The organism is Phenylobacterium sp. J367 (genome assembly GCF_024699985.1).
Taxonomy (GTDB): domain Bacteria; phylum Pseudomonadota; class Alphaproteobacteria; order Caulobacterales; family Caulobacteraceae; genus Phenylobacterium.
In genome coordinates this window covers 4,182,364-4,204,789 of record NZ_JAJONA010000001.1, presented here as the reverse complement: position 1 = coordinate 4,204,789, position 22,426 = coordinate 4,182,364, and the positions used below count along the sequence as shown (strand labels likewise).

Genomic DNA, 22,426 nt, shown 5'->3' with positions numbered 1-22,426 from the left:
GAGGTAGAGGCCCAGGCCGTCGAGAGCTGCAGCCGCGAGCGCCAGGCCGATGACCGCCGGGGCGGCCCAGCGCGGGGCGGCGGAGAGGCGCCAGACCTGACGGATGCGCTGGCTCAGCGAACGGGTCACAGCGCCGCCTCGAGGAAGGCGGGGCGGAAGGCGCCGCCCTGACGCAGCAGCCGCTGGGCCAGCATCTTCAGGCGGGTGGGCGTGCGCGCCTTCAGCGTCAGCCAGGCGAGGTCGCCGAACCGGTCGGCCAGCTGGAAGGCGTTGAGGAAGCCGTGCTGGGTGAGCAGGGCAGCGGCGTTGCTCAGCGGTCCCGTGGTCATGGCGCGGGCCAGCAGCCAGTAGACCATGTCCCGGCGGTGCGCCTGGAACTCCGCCTCGAACTGCGGGTAGCGGGCGCGGAAGGTCTCGAGGGTGAGCTCGCAGGAGCGCAGCATGCCGAGCGCGTTCGAGGACATGTTGCCTTGAGTGACCCGGTAGCCGGTGAGATGGCGGCGGATCACCCGGAACTCGTAGGCCTCGGCGATCCGCAGGTAGATCATCAGGTCCTCGCAGCCCTGGGCCGCGGGCGCGGAGCGAGGCGTCATAGCCGCCGACCTGATCGAAGGCGGGGCGACGGATCAGCGGGGAGGAGCCGTTGCCCACCAGGTTGGCGCGGCAGAGCTCGCGCAGGATGGCGCCCTCCGCCTGAGGCCGGTGCTCCAGGGAATAGATGCGGTCGTGGGCGTCGATGAGGGCGGCCCAGGTGTAGACCAGGCCGACGGCCGGGCCGCCAGCCAGCATGGCGCCCATCTGCAGCTCGATCTTCTCCGGCGCCCAGAGGTCGTCGGCGTCGACGAAGGCCAGGTAATCGCCGTGGGCGGCCGCCGCGCCGGCGTTGCGGGCGGCGGCGACGCCGGCGTTGGCTTGGGCAAGGAGGCGGATGCGCGGGTCGAGCCTGGCCGCCGAACGGACGCGTTCGGGGCCGTCGTCGGTCGACCCATCGTCAACCACGATGACCTCCAGCTCCGCCCAGGTCTGGGTCGAGATGCTGGCCAGCGTCCGCTCGACGGTGGACGCCCCGTTGTGCAGGGGGACCACCACCGAGACCAGGGGCAGGGCCGCGGGGCTCATGCCTGGGCCTGGGTCCCGGGTTCGTCCTGCCAGGCGATCACGCCTGGGATGAGGCGGCTGCGCCGGGTGCGGCCGGCCGGGCGGGTGGGCGACACGAGTTCGGCGGGAACCACGATCGGTTCCGCGGCCTCCGGCAGGGGCGTCGGGGCCGCCATCTGGGCGCGGAACCAGTCGATCGTCCGGACGACGCCATCCTCGTACGGGACGGCGCAGGACCAGCCGGGCAGGATGCGGTTCGCGACCGCGAGGTCCGGGCGGCGGTTGGCCGGGTCCTGCGGGGCGGGCGGCAGGTGCTCGATATCGCAGCCGGGGAACAGGCGCTGGATGTAGCGGGCCACGTCCAGAACCGGGATTTCCCGGTCGTTGCCGAGGTTGATCGGGCCCGGATAGTCGATTCCGTCGCGCCACCAGTAACGTTCCAGCGCCTCCATGATGTCGTCGACGTAGCCCCAGCTGCGGGTCTGGGCGCCGTCCCCGTAGATGGTGAGCGGCAGACCGCGGAGGGCCTGGGAGACGAAGTTGGAGACCGCCCGGCCGTCGTCCATGCGGGTGCGGGGACCGAAGACGTTGAAGAGCCGCGCGACCTTCACCCGTGTGCCGTGCGCGCGGTGCGCCTCGAACAGCAGGGCCTCGACGCAGCGCTTGCTTTCGTCATACGCCGCACGGGGACCGGTGCAGTCCACCGAGCCGCGATAGCTCTCAGGCTGCGGCGAGACGAGCGGGTCGCCGTAAACCTCCGAAGTCGAGGTGTAGGCGAATTGGCCGCCCAGCCTGAGGAGGGTCATGAGGCGCAGGGCGCCGTGGACGTTGGCGGAGATGGTCCGTACCGGCTCGGCCATGTACCAGAGCGGCGTTGCCGGCGAGGCCAGGTGGTAGATCTCGTCGAACGTCCCCCCTCAACGGGGCGGTCTCGACATCGCCGATGATGATCTGCAGTCGGTCGTCCGTGACATGGGCGAGGTTCTCTCGCAGTCCGGTCCAGAGATTGTCGACCACGGTGACCTGGCCCACGTCACCGCGTTTGAGCAGGCGGTCGACAAGGTGGGAGCCCAGGAAGCCCAGACCTCCAGACACAAGCACGCGTTTCATCGCCAGCCTCGCAGTTTGCTCTCCGGGTCACGGAGGCTGGCGTGCAACTTGCCGCGGCTCAGCTTCCTAACCGGCGTGGCAACCCCGCGAACAGCGGTGCTGTTCCGTGTTGTGACAAAAAATGTCAAGCAATTATCGTGTGTTAGTCCCTTCTTCGCGATCACGCGTGTCGCGAAAGTCTCCTGCGGTGGGTCTGGCCGCAGGAGGTCGGGCAACAGCTCCTCGGAGAGGAGTGACCGCAGAACACGATCGTCCGCCTACGGTTCCGCCTTTGGGCGCGCGCCGACCCACCTTCCCGCCAGGGTTGGCGGCCGTGCCGCGGTCCGCCATTTTGAGTAGTGAATAGTTCGCCGCCTCGCGCAGGGCGTTGAGGGGGCTACTCTCCGGTTCCGTCCGACCGGCCTTTGAAAGGCTCGCTTTTCCGGAAGAAGATGGCGGTGACGGAGGGATTCGAACCCTCGATACCCTTTCGAGTATGACGATTTAGCAAACCGTTGCCTTCAGCCACTCGGCCACGTCACCCGCTGACTCGCGAGGGTCGCCCCGCGCGAAGGTCGCCGTCATAACGGAACGGACCGGCGGGAGCAACGCGTCAGACCGGTCATTTTCCGCTCAGGTGACCGCGGCCCGGGCGCGGAAGTCCGGACGGTCGTAGGCCCGGGTCTCCAGCACCTCTTCCAGGATCGCGGCGGCGTCCCAGACCTCGGCGTGGCTGAGGTAGAGCGGCGAGAAGCCGAAGCGCATCAGGTCGGGGGCCCGGAAGTCGCCGATCACGCCGCGGGCGATCAGCGCCTGGACCACCGCATAGCTCTCCTCGTGGGCGAAGGAGACGTGCAGGCCGCGCACCGTCCGGTCCCGCGGGGTGGCGAGCTCGACCCCGAACCGGCCGCAGCGGCGCTCCACCTCGGCGATGAACAGGTCGCAGAGCGACTGGCCCTTGGCCTCGATCAGGCCCGCATCGGCTTCCACCTGCAGGTCGACGCCCGCCTCCAGGGCCGCGAGCCCCAGCACGCCCGGCGTGCCGCAGAGCTGGGCGCGGATGTCGGCGGCCGGGCGGTAGCCGTCCTCGAACTCGAAGGGGGCGGCATGGCCCATCCAGCCCGACAGCGGCGACCGGATCGCCGCCTGGTGACGCTCGGCCACGAACAGGAAGGCCGGCGCGCCCGGCCCGCCGTTCAGGTACTTGTAGCCGCAGCCCACGGCCAGGTCGGCGCCGGCGCCGTTGAGGTCCACCGCCACCGCGCCGGCCGAGTGGCTGAGGTCCCACAGCACGAGCGCGCCCCTGGCGTGGGCGGCCTTCGTCACCGCCGCCATGTCCCACTTCCGCGCCGTACGGTAGTGGACGTGGGTCAGGACCAGCACCGCCACGTCGTCGGCGAGGCTCTCCAGCACCCGGTCGGGATGCACGGCGCGCAGCTCGGCGCCGGCGGTCCGGGCCAGGCCCTCCAGCACATAGAGGTCGGTGGGGAAGTTGCCGGTCTCCGACAGGATCACCTTCCGGCCGGGCCGGAGCGACAGCGCCCCCCGGCCAGCTTGAAGAGGTTCACCGAGGTGGAATCGGCCACCGCCACCTCGTTGGCCTTGGCCCCGATCAGGCCGGCCAGCTTGGCGCCGACCCTTAGCGGCGCGTCGATCCAGCCGTTGATGTTCCAGCTGGTGATCAGGTCGCGGCCCCACTCCCGCTCGGCCACGTCCTTCAGGCGGGCGAGCGCGGCCTTCGGCGGCGGCCCCAGCGAATTGCCGTCGAGATAGATCACGCCGTCCGGCAGCGAAAAGGCGTCACGGAAGCGGGCCAGGCTGTCCTGGGCGTCCAGCGCACGGGCGTCGTCTCGGGTCATGGGGAGGGGTCTTACGGCGGGAAGCGACGCCGCGCCAACCTCATGCTTAGATGCCGCCTGCGGTCCCGGCCGCCATTTCAACCAAAGCCATTTTCAGCGCGGGCGCCGAAGACCCGCCGGGGAAACGAAGCAGGATGATCAAGCTCAGGCATTTCGCCGTGGCCTCGGCCATGGCCCTTTCCCTGCCGCCGGCCATGCCGCGCCGGCGCTCGCCCAGCCCGCCGCCGCGACGGCCGCCCAGCCGGCCTGGCCCGGTCTGCCGCCCGGCGCCGTGGAGGAGGTGATGACGCTCCGCGACGGGACGAAGCTCGCGGCCAACGTCTACAAGCCGGCGGGGAAGGGGCCCTGGCCCGTGATCCTGTCGCGCACCCCCTACCTGAAGGACGGGCGCGCCACCGACGAGACCCCGGACCCCGGCCCGGGTCTCGCCAAGCAGGCGAAGCGCTACACCGACGCCGGCTACGTCTTCGTCCTGCAGGACGTGCGCGGCAAGGGACGCTCGGAGGGCTTCTACGCCGCCTTCGAGAACGACATCGAGGACGGCTACGACGCCGTGGAATGGGTCGCCGCCCAGCCCTGGAGCAACGGCAAGGTCGGCATGACCGGCGGCTCGGCGCTCGGCATCACGGCCAACTCGGCGGCCATGGCGAACCCGCCCCACCTCGTGACCGCCTATGTGGTCGTCGCGCCGGCGGACCGGCTGACCTACAGCTATCCGGGCGGCGTCCTGAAGGACAAGGACACCATCGGCTGGCTCAGCCAGCAGGGCGCCAGCGAGGCCCAGCTCGACCAGGTCCGCCGCCGGGCGCTGGACGACGTGAGCTGGAACCGCGTCGCCATGACCACCAACCGCCGCTACATCGACATCCCGATCTTCAACGTCGGCGGCTGGTACGACATCTTCAACGGCGGCACCGTCGAGAACTTCGAGTGGCTGCAGAACCACGGCGCGAAGGGCGCGCGCGGCTGCCCAGAAGCTGACGATGGGCCCCTTCGGCCACGGCCAGCTCTCCGGCGACCTGGAGTACCCCGCCGACCGGGCGCAGATGGCCGGCGACCAGGAGATCCGCTGGTTCGACTACTGGCTGAAGGGCCAGGACAACGGGATCATGGACGAGCCGCCGGTCAGCTACTTCATGATGGCCTCGGCGAAGAAGGGGGCGCTGTCGCCCAAGAACCGGCTGCTCACCTCGGCCAACTGGCCGCCCGCCAACCGCCACGTCCGCTACTACCTCACCGACGACAAGGGCCTGACGACCACGGCTCCGACCGACGCCGAGGAGAAGATCGCCTACCGGTTCGACCCCGCGAAGCCCGTGCAGACCTTCGGCGGCGCCAACCTCACCTTCGAGCGCGGCCCCATGGACCAGCGTGCGGTCGGCCAGCGGCAGGACTATCTGCGCTTCCAGACCCCGGTGCTCGAGAAGGACGTCGCCATCGCCGGCCCGGTTTCCGTGGAGCTCTGGGCCGCCACCGACGGGCCGGACACCGACTTCATGGTCAAGCTGGTGGACGTCTATCCCGACGGCTACGAGGCCCTCGTCCTCGACGCCCCCCATCCGCGCCCGCTACCGCGACGGCCGCATGCCGGACCAGGTGAGGATGATGACCCCGAACGCCCCGGAGAAGCTGATCGTCGATCTCTGGCCGACCGCCATCACCTTCGAGAAGGGGCACCGGATCGCCGTCCATGTGACGTCGTCCAACGCCCCGCGGTACGAGGTGAACCCCAACACCGGCGAGGCGCCCGGTTCGGCGAAGCTCAAGCCGCGGGTGGCCACCAACACGATCTACATGGATGCGGCCCGGCCCTCGGCCCTCGTCCTGCCGGTCGTCTATCCGGCCGACATGCCGTGACGGCAAAGGGCCCGGCGGTCGCCCGCCGGGCCCTCCATCGCGCGGTGCGCGCCGCTCAGTGCTGGCGGTCGTCGCTGTCCTTGCCCTGGACCTTGCCGTCGGTCGTGGCCTGGACAGCGGAAGGCTCCTTGCCGAACTCCGAACCGCTGCTCGCCGTCTTCGACGTCGAACCCGTGCCGGCGGCGGTCCCGCCGCCGCTGCCGCCGCCGAAGCTGTTCTGGCCGAGGGTGGAGCTCGAGGTCAGACCGCCCGGACCTTCCGGCATGCCCGACGGGCGGTCCTCGCCCTGGCCGAAGCCCGCGCCCATGCGCCGGCCGTAATCATGGCTCTCCGGCCCGATCTGGGACTGGGCCGTGCCGTTCGAGGCGTTCCGTTGCGAGCGCCATTCGTGGAAGGACTTGCCGAAGGTGTCGCGCCGTTCCGTCCGGAACTTGCGATAGTCGTCGTCGTACTGACCCTGGGTGTGGCGACGCCACTCCTGGTAGTCGCGGTCGTGGCCGCGCATCTGCTCGTCACGCCAGCGGGCGTACTCGTGATCGTGGTCCTGGGCCTGCTGGCCCTGGGGACGGTAGCCGTAATCGGCCGGAACGCCGAACTCCTGGTAGCCGCGGCTCTGGCGGTCGGCGCGCGAGCCATAGGCCCGGTCGTCCGTCCGGTCCGCGCCATAGGCCTGGCCGGCGCCATATCCGCCGCGCTCGCGGTCGTAGCCCGAGCCGTAGTTTGTCCGGTCCTGGTCGTGGCGGGAGCCGTAGCGCTCGCGCTGCCAGGCCTGGCCTTCGCCCTCGCCGTGGCCGCCGCGGGTCCCGCCGTAACGGGCCTGGTCGGAATTGTAGCGGCCGCGGTCGTCGAAGCTCCGGCGCTCGTCGCCCGCGCCCCAGCCGCGTCGGTTGTCGTCGTCGCGGCCCCAGCGATCGCGCTCGCGATCCCCGCCTTGGCCGCCGCCATAGCCGCGATAGTCGTCCCGGTTGGCCATGTGGTTACTCCTTCACTGGTTGGAGACCGGTCAACCGGCCAGCCGGAGCGCCTGTTCCGGATTGTCGCAGGGGGGCGCGGCGCCGCTTGCAGACGAGACTCCGTTCGCCGAGATCACGGTCATGACCCGCGTTGCCTCCCGCCGCCGTCAGATGACCGCCGCGCTCGACCGCGACCTCGGCCGGCTGTACCGCCGCGTCGAAGTCCTGGCCCTGCCGGACAGGCTGAAGGCCCTGTTGGACCAGCTCGAGACCGGTCCGTCGCTTTCGGAAGAGAAGCGGACCTAGGCCCGTGCGGCGACCAGGTCGTCGAGCGCCATCACGTCGGTGGCGTCGTCGGCGTCCATGATCTTCAGCAGGCGCGCGCGGGCCCGGTTCACCCGGGACTTTATCGTGCCGAGCGCACAGCCGCAGATCTCGGCCGCCTCCTCGTAGGAGAGACCGGCCGCGCCGACCAGGGATCAGGGCCTCGCGGTGCTCGTCGGGGAGCTTCTGCAGCGCCTGCTGCAGGGCCCGCATGGCCACCGACCATTCCTGGGTCGCCGGCGCCTTCAGGGTCGACGCGTACTCGCCCATCTCGTCGCGCACCTCGCGGCGGCGGCGGAGCACGTTCGTGTAGTAGGTGTTGCGCAGGATCGTGAAGAGCCAGGCCCGCAGGTTCGTGCCGTCCTCGAACTTGTCGCGGTTCGTCCAGGCCTTGATCAGGGTGTCCTGCACCAGGTCGTCGGCGTCCGAACCGTTGTGGCTCAGCGACCAGGCGAACGCCCTGAGCGCGGGGATCAATCCCACGACCTGGTCGCGCCAGCTATTCGTCGCGTTTATGGCGCCCTCGTGCTGTCCCACGGTCGGGGGCCCTTTCACATTTACGGTCCTGCCGGTCTTGGCGCCCGGGGAAACGCGACCCCTCCGCAACTGTTCCGGGCGATCTTGCGGAGAAAGCAGACGAATTTCCGGAACCCCGGCAACAACCCCACGTTGGGTTGGGCGGGAAGTCAGCCTCATGTTTGTCGCCTGGCGACAGGCTCCCTATTTTCTAGGCTGCAGCATGCGGAGGGCTCCATGTCGCAATCCCCGGAAAAGGCTGGCCTGCGCGCATCCGTCAGCCTCGAGTCCGAGGCGCTGCGCCGCTACCGCACGGTGCGTCACGCCACCGAGGCCCTGACCCGCAGCCTGACGCCGGAGGACCAGCTCGCCCAGTCCATGCCGGACGCCAGCCCCACCAAGTGGCACCTGGCGCACGTCACCTGGTTCTTCGAGACCTTCCTGCTGACGCCCAGGCTCGCCGGCTACAAGATCTTCGACCCGCGCTTCGCCTACATGTTCAATTCCTACTATGAGGCGCTCGGCCCCCCGTCAGCCGCGGCCCCAGCGCGGCCTGCTGACCCGTCCGTCGCTCGCCGACGTCATCGCCTACCGTGCGCACGTGGACGCCGGCATGGCGGCGCTGCTGTCCGGGGATACGTCGGACTTCGCCGATCTCATCGACCTCGGCCTTGCGCACGAGGAACAGCATCAGGAGCTGATCCTGATGGACATCCTCCACCTCTTCGCCCAGTCGCCCCTGAAGCCGGCCTTCGCGCCGCCGCGCGGGGCCCGCCGCGGAGGTCCAGCCGCTCAGCTTCGTCGACATCGCGGGCGGCCTCGTGGAGGTCGGCCACGGCGGGGAGGGCTTCGCCTTCGACAACGAGGGCCCGCGTCACAAGGTCTGGCTCGAGCCCTTCCGGCTCGCCGATCGGCTGGTCACCAATGGCGAGTGGCTGGCCTTCATGGAGGACGGCGGCTACCGCCGCCCCGAGCTCTGGCTCTCCGAAGGCTGGGCGAAGGCCCGCGAGGAGGCCTGGGACGCGCCGCTCTACTGGGAGGCCACGGACGGCGGCTGGAAGGTGATGACCCTGCATGGCCTGCGGCCGCTCGACCTCGCCCAGCCGGTCAGTCATGTCAGTTTCTACGAGGCGGAGGCCTATGCCGCCTGGGCCGGCGCGCGCCTGCCCACGGAGACCGAATGGGAGCACGCCGCCCGCGGCCTGGCGCCCGAGGGCAACCTCCTGGGCTCGGGGCGCCTTGAGCCGCAGCCCGCGCCGGCCGGCGAGGGCCTGCGCCAGATGTTCGGCGACCTCTGGGAATGGACCCGCAGCGCCTATTCTCCCTATCCCGGCTTCCAGCCGGCGGCCGGCGCGGTCGGCGAGTACAACGGCAAGTTCATGGCCGGCCAGTTCGTCCTGCGCGGCGGGGCATGCGTGACGCCCATGGGCCATGTGCGGGCGAGCTACCGGAACTTCTTCTATCCGCAGCAGCGCTGGATGTTCTCCGGCGTCCGCCTGGCGAAGGACCGGGTCTCGGGCGAGTCCAGCTTCGAGGACGACGTGGTCGAGGGGGCTGTCCCGGGGCCGCAAGGCCGTGCCGCCCAAATACTTCTATGACGGCGAGGGCTCGCGGCTGTTCGAGGCGATCTGCGATCTGCCCGAGTACTACCCGACCCGGACGGAGACGGTCCTCCTGCGGCGCATCGCACCGCAGATCGCCGAAGCCATCCCCGATCGCGCGGCGCTCGTCGAGTTCGGCAGCGGGGCCAGCACCAAGACGCGCATCGTCCTCGACGCGGCGCCCCAGCTTGCGCTCTATGTCCCCATCGACATCAGCCCGACTGCCCTGGACGAGGCCGCCCAGGCAATCTCCGCCGACTATCCGGCGCTGAGCGTCGCCCCGCTCGCCGAGGACTTCACCCGCGCGCTCGAACTGCCGAAGGCGGCGCAGGGCCGCCCGGTCGTCGGCTTCTTCCCGGGCTCGACCATCGGCAACTTCACCCCGAGGGAGGTGCAGGGCTTCCTGGCCGGCGCCCGGACTCTGCTGGGGGGAGGGGGCGGCCTTCGTGATCGGCCTCGACCTGGTGAAGGACGAGGAGACCCTGGTCGCGGCCTATGACGATGCCGAGGGTGTGACGGCCGCCTTCAACCTCAACCTGCTCGCCCGGATAAACCGGGAGCTCGGCGGCGACTTCGATCTCGACGCCTTCGCGCACAAGGCGGTGTGGAACGCCCGCGAGAGCCGGATCGAGATGCACCTGGAGAGCCTGCGGGCCCAGACCGTCCACGTGGCCGGCCGCGCCTTCCGCTTCGCCGCGGGCGAGACCCTGCACACCGAGAATTCCTACAAGTTCCGGCTGGACGCGTTCGCCCGGCTGGCGGCCGGCGCGGGCTGGCGGCTGGAGCGGCAGTGGATCAGCGAGGCGCCGGCCTTCGCGGTGGTGATCCTCAGGGCCTGAGGCCCGATCGCCGCCCGATCCCCAAAGAAAAAGGCCAGGCGGTCACCCGCCTGGCCCTTCCCGGTCCCGCGCGGCGACGGCGTCGCCGGCGGGTCCTCCCAAAGCTTTTCTAGCTTTCGCGTCCGCGGGTGCGGCCGCCGCCGCGGCTCGCTTCACCGCCCTTGCGGCCGGCCTGGGCGGCGAGGTCGCGGTCCTTGGCGAAGCTGCGCTTCTCGCTCGGCACCGAGGGCGCCGCCCTTGCGGGCGATCTCGCGGCGACGTTCGGGGTTCATGGCGGCGAAGCCTCGGCGGGCCCGGGGCTTCCCGGTTTCAACAGTGGCCATAACTCAAACTCTCCTCAATCGGGCGACGACGGGGTCTCTGTTCTGGCGAGGCGCCGGCCCGGTTCATCGCGGGCCGACCGAGGTGATCCTTGTGTCGCTTTTCACGCTCGGACATCGCGTCTCGCCTTGGTTTGCGGTCAGGCTAACCATCGAGGCGCAGCAGAGGTTGCGTCCGCAGAGGACGCTTTTTGTGGGGATTTCGGCGTTTGCGGGCCGGTTTGCGGCCTAGATCGGCAGGGACACCCGCGCCGTCAGCCCGCCGCCCGGGCGGTTTCGCAGGGCCACGTCGCCGCCGTGGCCGCGGGCGATGGAGCGGACGACCGCGAGCCCCAGCCCGCTGCCGCCGGTCTGGCGGCTGCGCGACGGCTCGCGGCGGTAAAAGGGCTCGAAAACCCGTTCCTGCTCGGCGGTCGGAATGCCCGGGCCGTCGTCGTCGATCTCCACCACCGCATGGGCCGCCTCGCGGAACACCCGCGCCCGCGCCCGGCCGCCGAACTTCACGGCGTTTTCCAGCAGGTTGGAGAACAACCGGCGAAGCGCCATGGGGTCGCCGTCGAGCACCACCTTCTCGCCGAACTCCACCTCTGTGGTGGCGCCCGTCTCGGCCATCTCGTCGCAAAGGCTTTCCAGCAGGGACGACAGCTCCAGCGGCGTGCGCTCGCCGGGGCGAGTGGTGTCGCGCACGAAGGTCAGGGCCGCGGAGATCATCTCCTCCATCTGGTCGATGTCGGCGGCGATCTTCGCCTTCTGCTCGTCGTCGGGCAGGGTCTCGATCCGGAAGCGCAGCCGGGTGAGGGGCGTTCGCAGGTCGTGGGCGATGGCCCCCACCATGGCCGTTCGGTCTTCGACGTAGCGGCGCAGCCGCTGCTGCATGTCGTTGAAGGCCTGGCCCGCGACGGCGATCTCGGACGAGCCGCGGATCGTCAGGGGCGGCGCCCGCGGATCGCGTCCCAGCCGCTCGGCGGCGTCAGCGAACTGCCGGATGGGGGGCCGATAGCCGGCGGGCGAAGATGTAGGCCAGCGGCGTCATGGCGAAGGCCGTGAGCACGAACCACAGCGCGATCCGCTGCTGCCAGGGGCTGAGGCCGAACCCGCGCACGGGACGCACCACGCGCCAGTGGCCGTCGGCCTGGGCCACCGCCACCTGGAACGGGTCGAGCAGGAAGGCCTCGTCGCGCGGGGCGCCCTGCCGGGCCAGCCGGTCGCGCAGGATTCGGCCGACGCGGCGGTCCGAGAACGGCCCGCGGTCGCCGGCGATGATGATCCGATTGACCGGCACGTTCAGCTCTTCGGAGAGCTTCAGCCGGATCTCCGGCATGTTCCGGCCTTCCATCGCCGGGCCGGGCGGCTCGTTCACGGTGACCAGCTCCAGCGGCCGCCGCTCGGTGAAGGTGGTGTGCTGGCCCCGGAAGGCGCTGACGATCTCGGTCAGGCGATAGAAGTCGGGCGTCGGCGGCGGCAGGTTGAAGATCAGGAACAGGCTGATCGCCTGGGCCGCGACCAGGGTCAGGCCGGTTAGGGTGAGGAGCTGGCCGAAGAGCGAGGCCGTCGGCCGCGCCTTGCTGAACCGGCTCATCATCCGCGTTTCACCTTCGGGGTGAACATGTAGCCCTCGTTGCGGATCGTCCGGATCAGGTCCTGGCCGCCGCCGTCGTCCAGCTTACGGCGAAGCCGGCTGATCTGCACGTCGATGGCGCGGTCGAAGGCGTCGCTGTCCGGCCCGCGGGCGAACTCCAGGAGCTGGTCGCGGGTCAGCACCCTCTGCGGCCGTTCGACGAAGGCGCGCAGCAGCGAGAACTCGCCCGACGACAGGTTCACCACCACGCCCTGCGGCGAACGCAGCTCCCGGCGCACCAGGTCGAGCCGCCAGCCGGCGAACTCGCAGCCGGCGCCGATCTCCGAGCCCGTCTGCCGCTGTTCGGCGCGGCGCAGCACGGCGCGCACGCGGGCCAGCAGCTCACGGGGGTTGCAGGGCTTGGCCAGGTAATCGTCGGCGCCGAGCTCCAGGCCGACGATGCGGTCGGTGTCCTCGCCCATGGCCGACAGCATGATGATCGGCGGCGCGCTGTCGACGGTCGTCAACCGGCGGCAGATGGCCAGGCCGTCCTCGCCCGGCAGCATCACGTCGAGAACGATCAGGTCGACGGGACCGCGCTCCAGCGCCTGCTCCATCTCCCGGGCGTCGCCGGCGGTGTCCACCTTGTAGCCGTGGCGGCCGAGGAAATCCGACACCACGTCGCGGATGCCGGGATCGTCATCCACCATCAGGATGCGGGCGCCCGCCTGGCTCATATCGTGTTGCAACTCCATGCCCGGCATTTTCGGAGCCGGGGGTAACAGTCGGATTTCGCCGCTGAAATCACGAGTCCGCCAGGACGGCGTCGGCGACGAAGGGATTGCTCCGCCGCTCCTGGCCGAAGGTGGACATCGGCCCATGGCCGGGCACGAAGCGCACCTCGTCGCCCAGCGGCCAGAGCTTGCCGGTGATGGCGGCGATCAGGTCGGCGTGATTCCCTCTCGGGAAGTCGGTCCGCCCGATGGAGCCCTGGAACAGCACGTCGCCGACCTGGGCGAACTTCGTCTCGCGGTGGAAGAACACCACGTGCCCCGGCGTGTGCCCCGGGCAGTGGTAGACCTCGAACTCGGTCTCCCCCAGCGTCACCTTGTCGCCGTCGTGCAGCCAGCGGTCGGGGGTGAAGGTCCGCGCATCGGGCATGCCCCACTTGGCGCCGGAGGCCCCGATGTCGTCGATCCAGAAGGCGTCGTCCGGATGCGGGCCCTCGATGGGCGCGCCGGTCGCCTCCTTCAGCGCCGCCGTGCCGCCGGCGTGGTCGAGGTGGCCGTGGGTGATCCAGATCTTCTCGAGCGTCAGGCCGTATTGCTGGAGCGCGCCTAGCAGGCGCGGGACCTCGCCGCCGGGATCGATGATCGCGGCCTTCCTGGTCTTCGTGCACCAGACGATGGTGCAGTTCTGCTGCAGCGGGGTGACGGGCGCGATGATCGCGCGGATCGGGGGCTCGGGAGGCGTGGCGGCGTTCATGTCGCCCCTATGATCGGGATTTGCGGGGTGAATTGAAAGAGTGAGCCGCGGAGCTGGCCGGATGAGGCGCGCGCCGGCCTCTCCGGGAATCGAAGAAGGGCCGCACGATCTCTCGCGCGACCCCTCATCCGTCACCCTGCGGGCGACACCCTCTCCCGCAAGGGGAGAAGGCTTGGTCTCCAAGCTTACGCCCGGCCGTCCTCGATGCCGCGGGCGATCGCCTGTTCGGGGCCGGTGCCGGCTTCCTGGTCGGCGTCGATCTGCGGCAGGCCGTTCCCGAGGCGGGAGTTGCGGTAGCCGTAGGCGATGTAGATCAGGGCGCCCAGCGACAGGTAGCCCAGGAGCAGCATCAGCGGGATCGGGTCGCCGTTGGCGGCCTTGGTCCCCATGTCGAGGATCAGCGGCGCGATCATCACCAGGGCGAAGAAGACGCCCAGGACCGGCGTCACCATGCCGAACGGCGCGCGGAACGGACGCACGAGGTCCGGGCGCGACTTCCGCAGGTACATCACGCTGATGCAGACGATGGCGAAGGCCGTGGCGGTGCCGAGGCTGACCAGGTCGCCGAGGATCTCGATCGGCAGCATGGCCGCGGCCACCGCGATGATCGAGCCCAGCACCAGGGTGCCGATCCAGGGGGTGCGGAACTTCGGGTGCAGGGTCGAGAAGAACCGCGGCAGCAGGCCGTCGCGGGCCATGGCGTAGAACACGCGCGTCTGGCCGTAGGTGAGGATCAGCATCACCGAGGAGAGGCCGGCCACGGCGCCAACCTTGATGAGGATCTGGAACCACGGCATCCCCATCTGGTCGGTGGCGAGCGCGATCGGGGCGGCGACGCCCAGCTCACGGAACGGCACCACGCCGGTCAGCACGGCGGCGACCAGCATGTAGATCAGCGTGCAGACCAGCAGCGAGCCCAGGATCCCGACCGGGATGTCCTTCTGGGGGTTCTTGGCCTCGGCCGCGGCGGTGGAGACCGCCTCGAAGCCCACGTAGGCGAAGAAGATCACCGAGGCGGCGCGGAAGATGCCGGGCAGGCCGTACTTGAAGCCGCCCTCGTTCTCCGGGACGAACGGCGTCCAATTGTCGAAGTTGATGAACGCCATGCCGATGGCGATGAACAGCAGCAGCACGCCGACCTTGATGAAGACGACGATGTTGTTGACGGTCGCCGACTCCGGAGACGCCCAGCACGAGCAGGCCGGTGACCGCCAGGATGCCCAGCGCGCCCAGCAGGTTGAACCCGCCGCTGAGCACGAAGCTCAGGGAGCCGCCCGAGGTGTCGGCCTTGATGAAGGAGGTGGTCAGCTCGGGCGGGATCACCATCCCGAAGTTGGCCAGCAGGCTGACCACATTGCCGGACCAGCCGGCGGCCACGGTGGCCGCCGCGACGCCGTATTCCAGCACCAGCAGCCAGCCCATCACCCAGGCGAAGATCTCGCCGAGCGTCGTGTAGGAATAGGTGTAGGCGGAGCCCGCCACCGGCATGGTGGAGGCCAGTTCCGCATAGCAGAGGCCCGCGAAGACGCAGGCCAGGAAGGCGATGACGAAGGACAGCACCACGGCCGGGCCGGCGAAGTTCGCCGCCGCGTTGCCGGTCATCACATAGATGCCCGCGCCGATGATGCAGCCGATGCCCAGCAGCACGAGGTTCCAGGCGCCCAGGGTCCGCTTCAGACCGTGGCTCTGGGATTCCGCCTGTACCTGCTCGATCGATTTTCGGATGAAGAGCCTGTTTCCGCGGGGTGCGGCATCGGTGCTCATATGGTCGTTCCCCCTTGGCCCGCGATAACGCGCGTGGCCGGTGACTGTTGGCGCGGACGTTAGTCAGGCCGGTCCCTCTAGGCAACGCCTCGCGCGTGACCCGGCCCCGAACCCCGGCTATGGCGGGCAGAATATGCTCCCCGTCCACGAGATCCTGCCTGAACTGAAGTCGTCGCTGCGTGCGAACCCCGCAGCCGTGCTCGTCGCGCCCCCCGGCGCCGGCAAGACGACGGTCGTGCCGCTGGAACTGCTCGCGGAGCCCTGGATGGGGCAGGGGAAGATCATCGTGCTGGAGCCCCGCCGCCTGGCCGCCCGCGCCGCCGCCGAGCGGATGTCGAAGACACTGGGCGAGCCGGTGGGCCAGACCGTCGGCTACCGCGTCCGGATGCAGTCGAAGGTCTCGGCGAAGACCCGCATCGAGGTCGTCACCGAGGGCGTCTTTACCCGCATGCTGTTGGCCGATCCGGAACTGGCCGGCGTCGCCTGCGTGATCTTCGACGAGTTCCACGAGCGCAGCCTCGACGCCGACCTGGGCCTCGCGCTCGCCCGCGACGCGCAAGGCCTGCTGCGGGACGACCTGAAGCTCCTCGTCATGTCCGCCACCCTCGACGGCGCCGCGGTCGCCCGCCTGCTGGGCGACGCTCCGGTGGTCGAGAGCCAGGGCCGCGCCTTTCCGGTCGACACCCGCTACCTCGGCCGCGACGACCGCCTCAGGCTGGAGGATCGCGTGGTCCGCGCCGTGGAGAAGGCGCTCAATGACGAGACCGGCTCCCTGCTGGTCTTCCTGCCCGGCCAGGGCGAGATCCTGCGCACCGCCGAGCGCCTGGCCGAGCGCGCCCGTCCGAACGTCGAGATCGCGCCCCTCTACGGCGCCCTCGATCCGCGGGATCAGGACCGCGCCATCAGCCCCGCGCCGCCCGGGACCCGCAAGGTGGTCCTGGCCACCTCCATCGCCGAGACCAGCCTGACCATCGAGGGCGTCCGGGTGGTCATCGACGCCGGCCTCGCCCGCGTGCCGCGCTTCGATCCGGCCTCCGGCCTGACCCGCCTCGCCACCGTCCGCGTCTCCCGCGCCGCCGCCGACCAGCGCCGCGGCCGGGCGGGCCGCACCGAGCCCGGCGTCTGTTACCGGCTGTGGGACGAGCCGGAGACCAAGGCCCTGCCGGCCTATGCCGACCCGGAGATCCTCGACGCCGACCTCTCGGGCCTCGCCCTCGACCTCGCCCGCTGGGGCGCCAAGGACGCCTCGGGCCTGGCCTTCCTCGACCCGCCGCCCGCCGCCGCCTTCGCCGAGGCCCGGAGCCTGCTCGTCCGGCTGGAGGCCCTGACCCGCGACGGCGTGCTCACCCCCCCACGGCCAGGCGCTCGCCGAGGTGCCGCTGCCGCCGAGGCTGGCGCACATGGTCCTCAAGGCCGCGGAGACCGGCCAGGCCGGCCGCGCCGCCCGCATCGCCGCCCTGGTCACCGAGCGCGGTCTCGGCGGCCGCGACGCCGACCTCCGCCACCGCCTGGAGAGTCTGGACCGCGACCGCAGCCCCCGGGCCCGCGACGCCCGCGCGCTCGCCGACCGCTGGGCGGGCCTCGCCGGGAAGCCGGGGAGGGGGCGAGCCGCTCTCCGACGGCCTTCTGCTGGCCTTCGCCTATCCGGAGCGCATCGCCCGCGCCCGCGGGCCCAAGGGTGAGTTCCAGCTCACCACCGGCCGCGGCGCGGTCCTGGAGCCGACGGACGCGCTCGCCCGCGAGACCTGGCTGGCGGTGGCCGAGCTCGGCGGCGGCGAGCGCCGCGACCGCATCCTGCTGGCCGCGCCGCTGGAGGAGGCGGAGATCGTCCAGGCCTTCGCCGGCCAGCTCGAGACCGAGGACCGCCTGGAGGAGAGCGGCGGCGGCCGCCTGCGCGCCAAGCGGCTGACCCGCCTCGGCAGGCTCGTGATCCGCGAGCAGGTGGACGACAACCCCGACCCCGCCCTGATCGCCAGCGCGCTCGCTGGCCGGGTCCGCGCCGAGGGCGTGGGCAGGCTGCCCTGGGGCCAGGCCGCCGAATCCTTGCGCGAACGCGCCGCCTTCCCTGCACGCTCGCGACCCCGCCTGGCCCGACCTCTCCGACGCCGCCCTGGCCGCCCGGCTGGACGAATGGCTCGTCCCGCTGCTCACCGGCGTCCGCAAGCTCTCGGACCTGAAGCCCGAGGCCCTCGACGGCGCGCTCCGCACCCTGATCCCCTGGGACCAGCAGCGGCGGCTCGACGCCGAGGCGCCCGCCCGCTGGACCGCGCCGACCGGCAATTCCTTCGCCATCGACTACGCCGCCGAGGCCGGGCCGAAGGTCGAGGTCCGCGTGGGCGAGCTCTATGGCCTGACCGAACATCCGACCGTGGGCGGGACGCCCCTGACGCTCAGCCTGCTCTCGCCGGCGCACCGGCCCATCCAGACCACCCGGGACCTGCCGGGCTTCTGGAAGGGCTCCTGGAAGGACGTCCGCACCGACATGCGCGGCCGCTATCCCAAGCACGTCTGGCCCGAGGATCCGGCGGCGGCCGATCCCGTGACCCGGGCGAAGCCGCGGGGGGACCTGACCCCGCAACCACAGCGCGACTGTAGTATTGCGTAGGTTCGCCGCGCCAAAGGCTCCGCTATGTGGCGCTCAAGGCGGCTGTGTTCCCGTGCAGCCGCTGGAGCGGGGAGGCCCCCGACCCCCTTGTGGCCTCCCCGCGATCCTCCGGTCTCTCCGACACGCTAGAGGCCTGGGCGACGGCTCCGACCCGATGCTCAGGCCGCCGCGCTCCAGGTCCGCGGATGCTGGCTGCGCAGGCCCACGGCGAGCCGGTTCCAGGTGTTGATCAGACCGATGAGCAGGGTCAGGTGGGCGATCTCGCTCTCCCTGAAGTGCGCCTTCAGGCCCTCGTAGTCCGCATCCGGCGCCCCCGTCTGGGCGACCAGGGTCAGGGCCTCGGTCCAGGCCAGCGCCGCGCGCTCGCGCGGCGTGTAGAGGCTCGATTCCCGCCAGGCGGAGAGCAGGTAGAGCCGCTCCTCGCTCTCGCCGGCCGCCCGGGCGTCCTTCGAATGCATGTGCAGGCAGAACGCGCAGCCGTTGATCTGCGACGCGCGCATCTTCACCAGCTCGTAGAGGCTGAACTCCAGGCCGGAATTGCGCAGCGCGTCCTCGAGCGCGACCATCTTCTGGATGACGTCGCCGGCCAGGCCGAAGGGGTTGAGGCGTGCAGTCATGGGGAGGTCTCCTTTTCTCTGTCCCAAGGACGGAGCGGGCGACCGCTTTGTGACATCGCCTCAGCGGTAGGCGTCGCCGACCTGCACCTTGTAGGTCGCCTCCACCGCCTGGGAGACCTTCGGGTCGAGGGCCCGCGCCTTCGCCAGGTCTGCGGCTCCGGCGGACGGGGCGCCCCGGATCGCAGGGATCAGGCTGCGGCCGAAGTAGGCGGCGGCGTTGTCGGGATCGGTGGCGATCACCGCGTCGAAGTCCGCCTTGGCGGTGGCGAGTTCGTTCGAAACCAGGCTCACATAGCCGTGGTCCAGCCGCAGGTTCGGGTCCGAGGGGGCCAGCGCCACCGCCCGGTCGCAGGCCTCGGGCTGCGGCGGCTTCAGGCGGCCGCGCACGGTGGCGGCGCAAAGCCAGGCCTGGATGTTGACGTCGTCCTGCGCGGCTGACGCCTTCACGGCCTCGGGTGGCGCCTGCACTTCGCGCTGGGCGGAGCGCCAGCCCCTGAAGACCCGGCCAGCGGACGCGGTCCCGCACGCGACATTCGCCTCCACCTCGGCGGGCTCCAGCGGCCGTCCCATCCGCCCGGTGTTGATCACCTCCTGATGCATCAGCTTGCCGGTGGCGTCGTAATAGGCCTGGGTCTCCGCGGTGGTTCGCCCCGCCGCACAGTCGATCGTCTCGCGCTTCAGCGCCATCGCATAGGTCTTGCCGATGGAGGTTCCGGTCGCCCCGACGATCAGCACCGTCGCCTGCGCGAGGCCGTCGGCCGCCTTCAGGTCGTCCAGCGCCAGGAAGCGGCTCTCGGTCACGCCGGAGGCGATGAGCTGGACCCGCCCCTCGGGCAGGGGCGGCGGGGCCTCGGGCTCGGGGGCCTGGCCGCATCCGGCGAGGGCCAGGCCCGCCGCCGCCATGGTCGTGAAGATCCGCCCGCGCATTCTCGCTCGCTGCTGTTTCGTCCGCCTACGTCCGCGGATCGTTGGCCCAAGTTGAGCGCGCGCAGGGCCGCTTGGCTAGGCCGGCGGGTCGCAAATGGCCTGGACGCGGGGACCACAGGGGCCGACAATGACGCCATGCGCACCATCGTATTGCTCCTCGCGCTGTCCCTTCCCACCGCGGCCGGGGCGGCCCCCGTCGACCCGGTGACCGCGGTGTTGAACGCGGCCGTCCGGGCGGACACGTCCGCGCCCAGGATTCGGCTGGAGATGCCCGCGTCCGACGCCGAGGCCTACGCCCTGAGGTCGGCGGGCATCGCCCGCACCGCGGTCGAGCGGCGGAGCGACGGCGCCACGGCCTCGCTGGGCTTCCTGTGCGGCCTGCAGAATGGGGCCGGCCGCACCGGCTCGGCGGCGGTCCGCGGCGATGACCCGATGGGCCGGTTCCTGGGCGCCCGGCTCAGCCTCGCCTTCCGCTGACGGTTCGCTAGGCCGTCGCGGCGTAGATCATCACCCCCGTCGCCACCGACAGGTTCAGGCTGTCGGCGCGGCCGCGCATGGGGATCTTCACATTGAGGTCGGGCAGGGCGGCCATGTCGGGCGTCAGGCCCTGCTGCTCGTTGCCCATCAGGATCAGGGCGGGCTTGCGGTACTGCGCCTCGGCGTGGCTGGCGGTGGCGGAGAGCAGGGTGCCCACGACCGATCCCGTCCAGCCCTTCCGCCAGGCGGCGAACTCGTCCTCCGTGGCCCGCGCGATCGGCACGGCGAAGATCGAGCCCATGGTCGCCCGGACCGCCTCCACCGAATAGGGATCGCAGCACTCGCCCACCAGCACGACCGCGCCGCAGCCGGCCGCGTCCGCCGTGCGCACGATGGTCCCGAGGTTGCCCGGGTCGCGGACCCGGTGCAGGGCCACCACGCACTGGGCAGGGCCCGGCGCGACCTGCTCCAACGGCTGGAACACCTGCGGGAAGACCCCAACCACCGCCTGCGGGTTCTCCCGGCGGCTCACCTTGGCCAGGATGTCGTGGGTCACCTCGATGACCTCGCCGCCGGCCGCGGTGGCGGCCTGGACGGCCTTCCTCATCATTGGATGCTGCGCCGCGTCGGGCCCGTGCATCAGGATCTTTGGCGCGTGGCCGGTGTCGATCCCCTCGATGACGTTCTTCAGCCCCTCGGCGACGAACAGGCCGGTCTCGTCGCGTTCCTTGCGCAGATGCAGGGCGCGCACGGCCTTGACCGTCGGGTTCTGCAGCGAGGTGACGGTCCGGCTGCTCATGCCGCCCCCCGTTCCTGAAGTCCAACGGGCGTAGAAGCTCATGCCGATGGCCCGCTGGCCGCCGTCCTGCTCCAGCGCCAGCTCACCCCATTCGATGGACCCGCCGCGGCCCTTCAGCTTGTCGGCGAGCAGCCCGGCCAGCGCCGCCCCCGCTGATGCGCTCGGCATAGGCGTTGAGGATCAGGAACCGCGCCTGGTCCGACAGCAGCTCCGCGCAGAGCCCCGCCAGCTCGGGCAGGTCCTCGAACAGCCGCCAGACCTCGCCGGTCGGCCCGCGCCCGTACTTCGGGGGGTCGAGGATGATCCCCTCGTACTTCGAGCCCCGGCGCACCTCGCGGGCCACGTACTTGCGCGCATCCTCGGTGATCCAGCGGATCGGCCGGTCGGCGAGGCCGGAAAGCTCGGCGTTCTCGCGCGCCATGGCGACCGCCTTCTTCGACGCGTCCACATGGGTCACCTGGGCGCCGGCCGCAGCCATCACCAGGCTGGCGACGCCGGTGTAGCCGAACAGGTTCAGCACCCTGGGCTGCCCCGCCGCCCGCACGGCCCGGTCGAGAAAGTCCCAGTTCGCCGCCTGCTCGGGGAAGAAGGCCAGGTGGCGGAAGGCCGTGAACCGCCCCTTGAACCTCACCTCGCCCCAGCCGAGCGGCCAGGCCTCGGCCGGCGTGCCGCGGAAGCGCCAGCGGCCGGCGTCCTCGTCCTCGTTCGTCGGGTCGAAGACCGCGTCGGCCGTCTCCCAGGCCTTGGAGGGCAGGGACGGGGTCCACAGGCACTGCGGCTCGGGCCGCACGACCCTGTAGGGGCCGTAGCGCTCCAGCTTCCGCCCATTCCCGGATCCACCAGGGCATAGTCGGACCAGCCCCGGGTGCGCATGACACCGGGCGCCTCTGCCACGATGGGATCGCGCACGCTCATGGCCCGCGCCTTACGCGGTTCGCGCCGCTCCCGTCCAGTGCACGCTCCGGCGCACGAGACTTCCGTTACGGCGCCTCCGGGCGTCGCAGGCTTGTCACAACCGTCGATTTGGGGTCCGCTGCCTGAAATAAGAGTGCTGGGGGAAACGCTTTGTCTGCTGCAACCACGACGGCCCGCCGTTCCGCGCGCAAGGCCAAGGGCGACGGCCACCTGCGCCGCGCCGAAATCCTGGAGGCCGCCGAACGCATCTTCATCGCCGAAGGGTACGAGGGCGCGACCATCCGCAAGATCGCCGACGAGGTGGGGTCTCGTCGACCGCGCTCTACATGCACTTCCCGGACAAGGGCTGCATCCTGCTCGAGATCTGCGAGCGGACGCTGCGGATGCTCCTCGAGCGCAACTCGGAGATCGCCGCCAAGCCGCTCGACGCCGTGGTGCGCGTGAAGATGATGCTGGAGGCCTATATGCGCTGGGGTCTCGATCACCCCAACGCCTATCAGCTTGTCTATTCGCAGCCGCGTCCGGTATCCGCTCAGGCCTGGCCCGAGGACACGGTCGACCTATCCGTCCAATGCTACGAGATCTTCTCAGGGGTGGTCCGCGAGATCGCGGCGTCCGGGCGCTTGCGCACCGGCACGGCGGATTCGGCCGCCCAGGCGCTTTGGATGTCCTGCCATGGCGTGGTGGCCCTCCTGGCCTCGCGTCCCGGCTTCGACTGGTGCGATGCGGGCGAACTGATGCAGGTCACCCTGGACGGCCTGCTGCACGGCATCGTCGTCGACTGAAGGCGCTCACGTTCGCCCTGGTCCTCGCCGGGGCGACC

Annotated in this window: 23 protein-coding genes, 1 tRNA gene and 10 pseudogenes; 11 read left to right on the top strand and 23 right to left on the bottom strand. The window is 70.8% G+C overall.

What is annotated here, in order from left to right; all coding sequences use genetic code 11:
• Positions 1-125: 125 nt before the first annotated feature.
• The 8 genes and pseudogenes from LRS04_RS22425 to LRS04_RS22395 form a co-directional block, all read right to left on the bottom strand.
• A complete protein-coding gene (locus tag LRS04_RS22425; RefSeq protein ID WP_257818276.1) occupies positions 126-593 on the bottom strand; it encodes a hypothetical protein in 468 nt (155 codons plus the stop codon).
• Positions 594-627: 34 nt separating this feature from the next.
• A pseudogene (locus LRS04_RS28450) lies at positions 628-1,119 on the bottom strand (glycosyltransferase family 2 protein); the annotation flags it as partial.
• Complete coding sequence (locus LRS04_RS22420) at positions 1,116-1,997, bottom strand: NAD-dependent epimerase/dehydratase family protein (RefSeq protein ID WP_374577293.1); 882 nt, start codon at positions 1,995-1,997, stop codon at positions 1,116-1,118. The pseudogene LRS04_RS28450 and the gene LRS04_RS22420, both read right to left, overlap by 4 nt.
• Positions 1,998-2,037: 40 nt before the next feature.
• Positions 2,038-2,208: pseudogene (locus LRS04_RS22415) on the bottom strand (NAD-dependent epimerase/dehydratase family protein); the annotation flags it as partial.
• A 432-nt stretch (positions 2,209-2,640) separates the two neighbouring features.
• Positions 2,641-2,730, bottom strand: a tRNA-Ser gene (locus LRS04_RS22410).
• A gap of 90 nt (positions 2,731-2,820) precedes the next feature.
• Positions 2,821-3,702: an aminotransferase class V-fold PLP-dependent enzyme gene (locus LRS04_RS22405; RefSeq protein WP_257818274.1), complete on the bottom strand. Its 882-nt coding sequence runs from the start codon at positions 3,700-3,702 to the stop codon at positions 2,821-2,823.
• Positions 3,699-4,046 carry a hypothetical protein gene (locus tag LRS04_RS22400; RefSeq protein WP_257818273.1) on the bottom strand — a complete coding sequence of 116 codons (348 nt, stop codon included), beginning with the start codon at positions 4,044-4,046 and terminating at the stop codon, positions 3,699-3,701. Before LRS04_RS22400 ends, LRS04_RS22405 begins: the two co-directional genes overlap by 4 nt.
• 46 nt (positions 4,047-4,092) lie before the next feature.
• Entirely contained in the window at positions 4,093-4,218 is a 126-nt protein-coding gene (locus tag LRS04_RS22395) for a hypothetical protein (protein ID WP_257818272.1), read from the bottom strand.
• 111 nt (positions 4,219-4,329) lie between these two features.
• Here LRS04_RS22395 and LRS04_RS28445 point away from each other — a divergent pair.
• The 3 genes and pseudogenes from LRS04_RS28445 to LRS04_RS22385 all read left to right on the top strand — a co-directional run.
• Positions 4,330-4,839 (top strand): annotated as a pseudogene (locus LRS04_RS28445) (CocE/NonD family hydrolase); the annotation flags it as partial.
• Positions 4,840-5,029: 190 nt separating this feature from the next.
• Positions 5,030-5,533 (top strand): annotated as a pseudogene (locus LRS04_RS28440) (CocE/NonD family hydrolase); the annotation flags it as partial.
• Between the two features lie 118 nt (positions 5,534-5,651).
• Positions 5,652-5,903, top strand: a complete 252-nt coding sequence (locus tag LRS04_RS22385) for a CocE/NonD family hydrolase C-terminal non-catalytic domain-containing protein (protein ID WP_257818270.1) — start codon at positions 5,652-5,654, stop codon at positions 5,901-5,903.
• Positions 5,904-5,958: 55 nt separating this feature from the next.
• Here LRS04_RS22385 and LRS04_RS22380 read toward each other — a convergent pair whose 3' ends face one another.
• From LRS04_RS22380 to LRS04_RS22370, 3 genes and pseudogenes are all read right to left on the bottom strand, one after another.
• The gene (locus LRS04_RS22380) at positions 5,959-6,876 is read right to left on the bottom strand and encodes a hypothetical protein (RefSeq protein WP_257818269.1); all 918 of its coding nucleotides are present in this window, start codon (positions 6,874-6,876) and stop codon (positions 5,959-5,961) included.
• A gap of 282 nt (positions 6,877-7,158) precedes the next feature.
• Positions 7,159-7,290: a hypothetical protein gene (locus LRS04_RS22375; RefSeq protein WP_257819225.1), complete on the bottom strand. Its 132-nt coding sequence runs from the start codon at positions 7,288-7,290 to the stop codon at positions 7,159-7,161.
• A 106-nt stretch (positions 7,291-7,396) separates the two neighbouring features.
• Positions 7,397-7,876, bottom strand: a pseudogene (locus LRS04_RS22370) (sigma-70 family RNA polymerase sigma factor); the annotation flags it as partial.
• A gap of 57 nt (positions 7,877-7,933) precedes the next feature.
• Here LRS04_RS22370 and LRS04_RS22365 point away from each other — a divergent pair.
• A pseudogene (locus LRS04_RS22365) lies at positions 7,934-8,113 on the top strand (hypothetical protein); the annotation flags it as partial.
• 82 nt (positions 8,114-8,195) lie between these two features.
• On the opposite strand, the gene LRS04_RS22360 reads toward LRS04_RS22365, so the two are convergent.
• Positions 8,196-8,504: a hypothetical protein gene (locus LRS04_RS22360; protein ID WP_257818268.1), complete on the bottom strand. Its 309-nt coding sequence runs from the start codon at positions 8,502-8,504 to the stop codon at positions 8,196-8,198.
• A 13-nt stretch (positions 8,505-8,517) separates the two neighbouring features.
• Here LRS04_RS22360 and LRS04_RS22355 point away from each other — a divergent pair, with 13 nt between their 5' ends.
• From LRS04_RS22355 to LRS04_RS22345, 3 genes are read left to right on the top strand one after another with little or no spacing between them, the layout of a single operon-like run.
• Entirely contained in the window at positions 8,518-9,294 is a 777-nt protein-coding gene (locus LRS04_RS22355; RefSeq protein ID WP_257818267.1) for an SUMF1/EgtB/PvdO family nonheme iron enzyme, read from the top strand.
• Positions 9,272-9,796 (top strand): L-histidine N(alpha)-methyltransferase, encoded by a 525-nt coding sequence (locus tag LRS04_RS22350; protein WP_257818266.1) that lies wholly within the window; start codon positions 9,272-9,274, stop codon positions 9,794-9,796. Before LRS04_RS22355 ends, LRS04_RS22350 begins: the two co-directional genes overlap by 23 nt.
• The gene (locus tag LRS04_RS22345; RefSeq protein ID WP_257818265.1) at positions 9,744-10,136 is read left to right on the top strand and encodes an L-histidine N(alpha)-methyltransferase; all 393 of its coding nucleotides are present in this window, start codon (positions 9,744-9,746) and stop codon (positions 10,134-10,136) included. The genes LRS04_RS22350 and LRS04_RS22345 overlap by 53 nt, the downstream gene beginning before the upstream one ends.
• Positions 10,137-10,245: 109 nt before the next feature.
• Here LRS04_RS22345 and LRS04_RS22340 read toward each other — a convergent pair.
• The 7 genes and pseudogenes from LRS04_RS22340 to LRS04_RS27210 form a co-directional block, all read right to left on the bottom strand.
• Positions 10,246-10,459 (bottom strand): annotated as a pseudogene (locus LRS04_RS22340) (general stress protein).
• 225 nt (positions 10,460-10,684) lie between these two features.
• Positions 10,685-11,332, bottom strand: coding sequence for an ATP-binding protein (locus tag LRS04_RS27225; RefSeq protein ID WP_308238210.1), 648 nt, complete (start codon positions 11,330-11,332; stop codon positions 10,685-10,687).
• 94 nt (positions 11,333-11,426) lie between these two features.
• Positions 11,427-12,035 (bottom strand): hypothetical protein, encoded by a 609-nt coding sequence (locus tag LRS04_RS27220; protein WP_308238209.1) that lies wholly within the window; start codon positions 12,033-12,035, stop codon positions 11,427-11,429.
• A complete protein-coding gene (locus tag LRS04_RS22330; protein ID WP_257818264.1) occupies positions 12,035-12,778 on the bottom strand; it encodes a response regulator in 744 nt (247 codons plus the stop codon). Before LRS04_RS22330 ends, LRS04_RS27220 begins: the two co-directional genes overlap by 1 nt.
• A 40-nt stretch (positions 12,779-12,818) precedes the next feature.
• Positions 12,819-13,499, bottom strand: a complete 681-nt coding sequence (locus tag LRS04_RS22325) for an MBL fold metallo-hydrolase (protein ID WP_257818262.1) — start codon at positions 13,497-13,499, stop codon at positions 12,819-12,821.
• Positions 13,500-13,684: 185 nt separating this feature from the next.
• On the bottom strand, positions 13,685-14,632 hold the full coding sequence (locus tag LRS04_RS27215; RefSeq protein WP_308238208.1) for an amino acid permease: 948 nt from the start codon (positions 14,630-14,632) through the stop codon (positions 13,685-13,687).
• 154 nt (positions 14,633-14,786) lie between these two features.
• Positions 14,787-15,263 (bottom strand): annotated as a pseudogene (locus LRS04_RS27210) (amino acid permease); the annotation flags it as partial.
• Between the two features lie 133 nt (positions 15,264-15,396).
• Between LRS04_RS27210 and hrpB the strand changes: the two are divergent.
• Positions 15,397-17,868, top strand: a pseudogene (hrpB, locus tag LRS04_RS22315) (ATP-dependent helicase HrpB).
• 158 nt (positions 17,869-18,026) lie between these two features.
• Here the strand turns inward: hrpB and LRS04_RS22310 are convergent.
• Together LRS04_RS22310 and LRS04_RS22305 are read right to left on the bottom strand one after the other, a co-directional pair.
• Entirely contained in the window at positions 18,027-18,485 is a 459-nt protein-coding gene (locus LRS04_RS22310) for a carboxymuconolactone decarboxylase family protein (protein ID WP_257818261.1), read from the bottom strand.
• Between the two features lie 60 nt (positions 18,486-18,545).
• Positions 18,546-19,412 (bottom strand): hypothetical protein, encoded by an 867-nt coding sequence (locus LRS04_RS22305; RefSeq protein WP_257818260.1) that lies wholly within the window; start codon positions 19,410-19,412, stop codon positions 18,546-18,548.
• 135 nt (positions 19,413-19,547) lie between these two features.
• On the opposite strand from LRS04_RS22305, the gene LRS04_RS22300 reads away from it, so the two are divergent.
• A complete protein-coding gene (locus LRS04_RS22300; RefSeq protein WP_257818259.1) occupies positions 19,548-19,889 on the top strand; it encodes a hypothetical protein in 342 nt (113 codons plus the stop codon).
• A 7-nt stretch (positions 19,890-19,896) separates the two neighbouring features.
• On the opposite strand, the gene LRS04_RS22295 is transcribed toward LRS04_RS22300, so the two are convergent.
• Together LRS04_RS22295 and LRS04_RS22290 are read right to left on the bottom strand one after the other, a co-directional pair.
• Positions 19,897-20,688 (bottom strand): RNA methyltransferase, encoded by a 792-nt coding sequence (locus LRS04_RS22295; protein WP_257819224.1) that lies wholly within the window; start codon positions 20,686-20,688, stop codon positions 19,897-19,899.
• 15 nt (positions 20,689-20,703) lie between these two features.
• Positions 20,704-21,603 (bottom strand): annotated as a pseudogene (locus tag LRS04_RS22290) (class I SAM-dependent methyltransferase); the annotation flags it as partial.
• 150 nt (positions 21,604-21,753) lie between these two features.
• Here LRS04_RS22290 and LRS04_RS28435 point away from each other — a divergent pair.
• Together LRS04_RS28435 and LRS04_RS22285 are read left to right on the top strand one after the other, a co-directional pair.
• Positions 21,754-22,047 (top strand): TetR/AcrR family transcriptional regulator, encoded by a 294-nt coding sequence (locus LRS04_RS28435; protein WP_374576746.1) that lies wholly within the window; start codon positions 21,754-21,756, stop codon positions 22,045-22,047.
• The gene (locus LRS04_RS22285; RefSeq protein WP_257818258.1) at positions 21,930-22,388 is read left to right on the top strand and encodes a TetR-like C-terminal domain-containing protein; all 459 of its coding nucleotides are present in this window, start codon (positions 21,930-21,932) and stop codon (positions 22,386-22,388) included. The genes LRS04_RS28435 and LRS04_RS22285 overlap by 118 nt, the downstream gene beginning before the upstream one ends.
• Positions 22,389-22,426 lie beyond the last annotated feature (38 nt).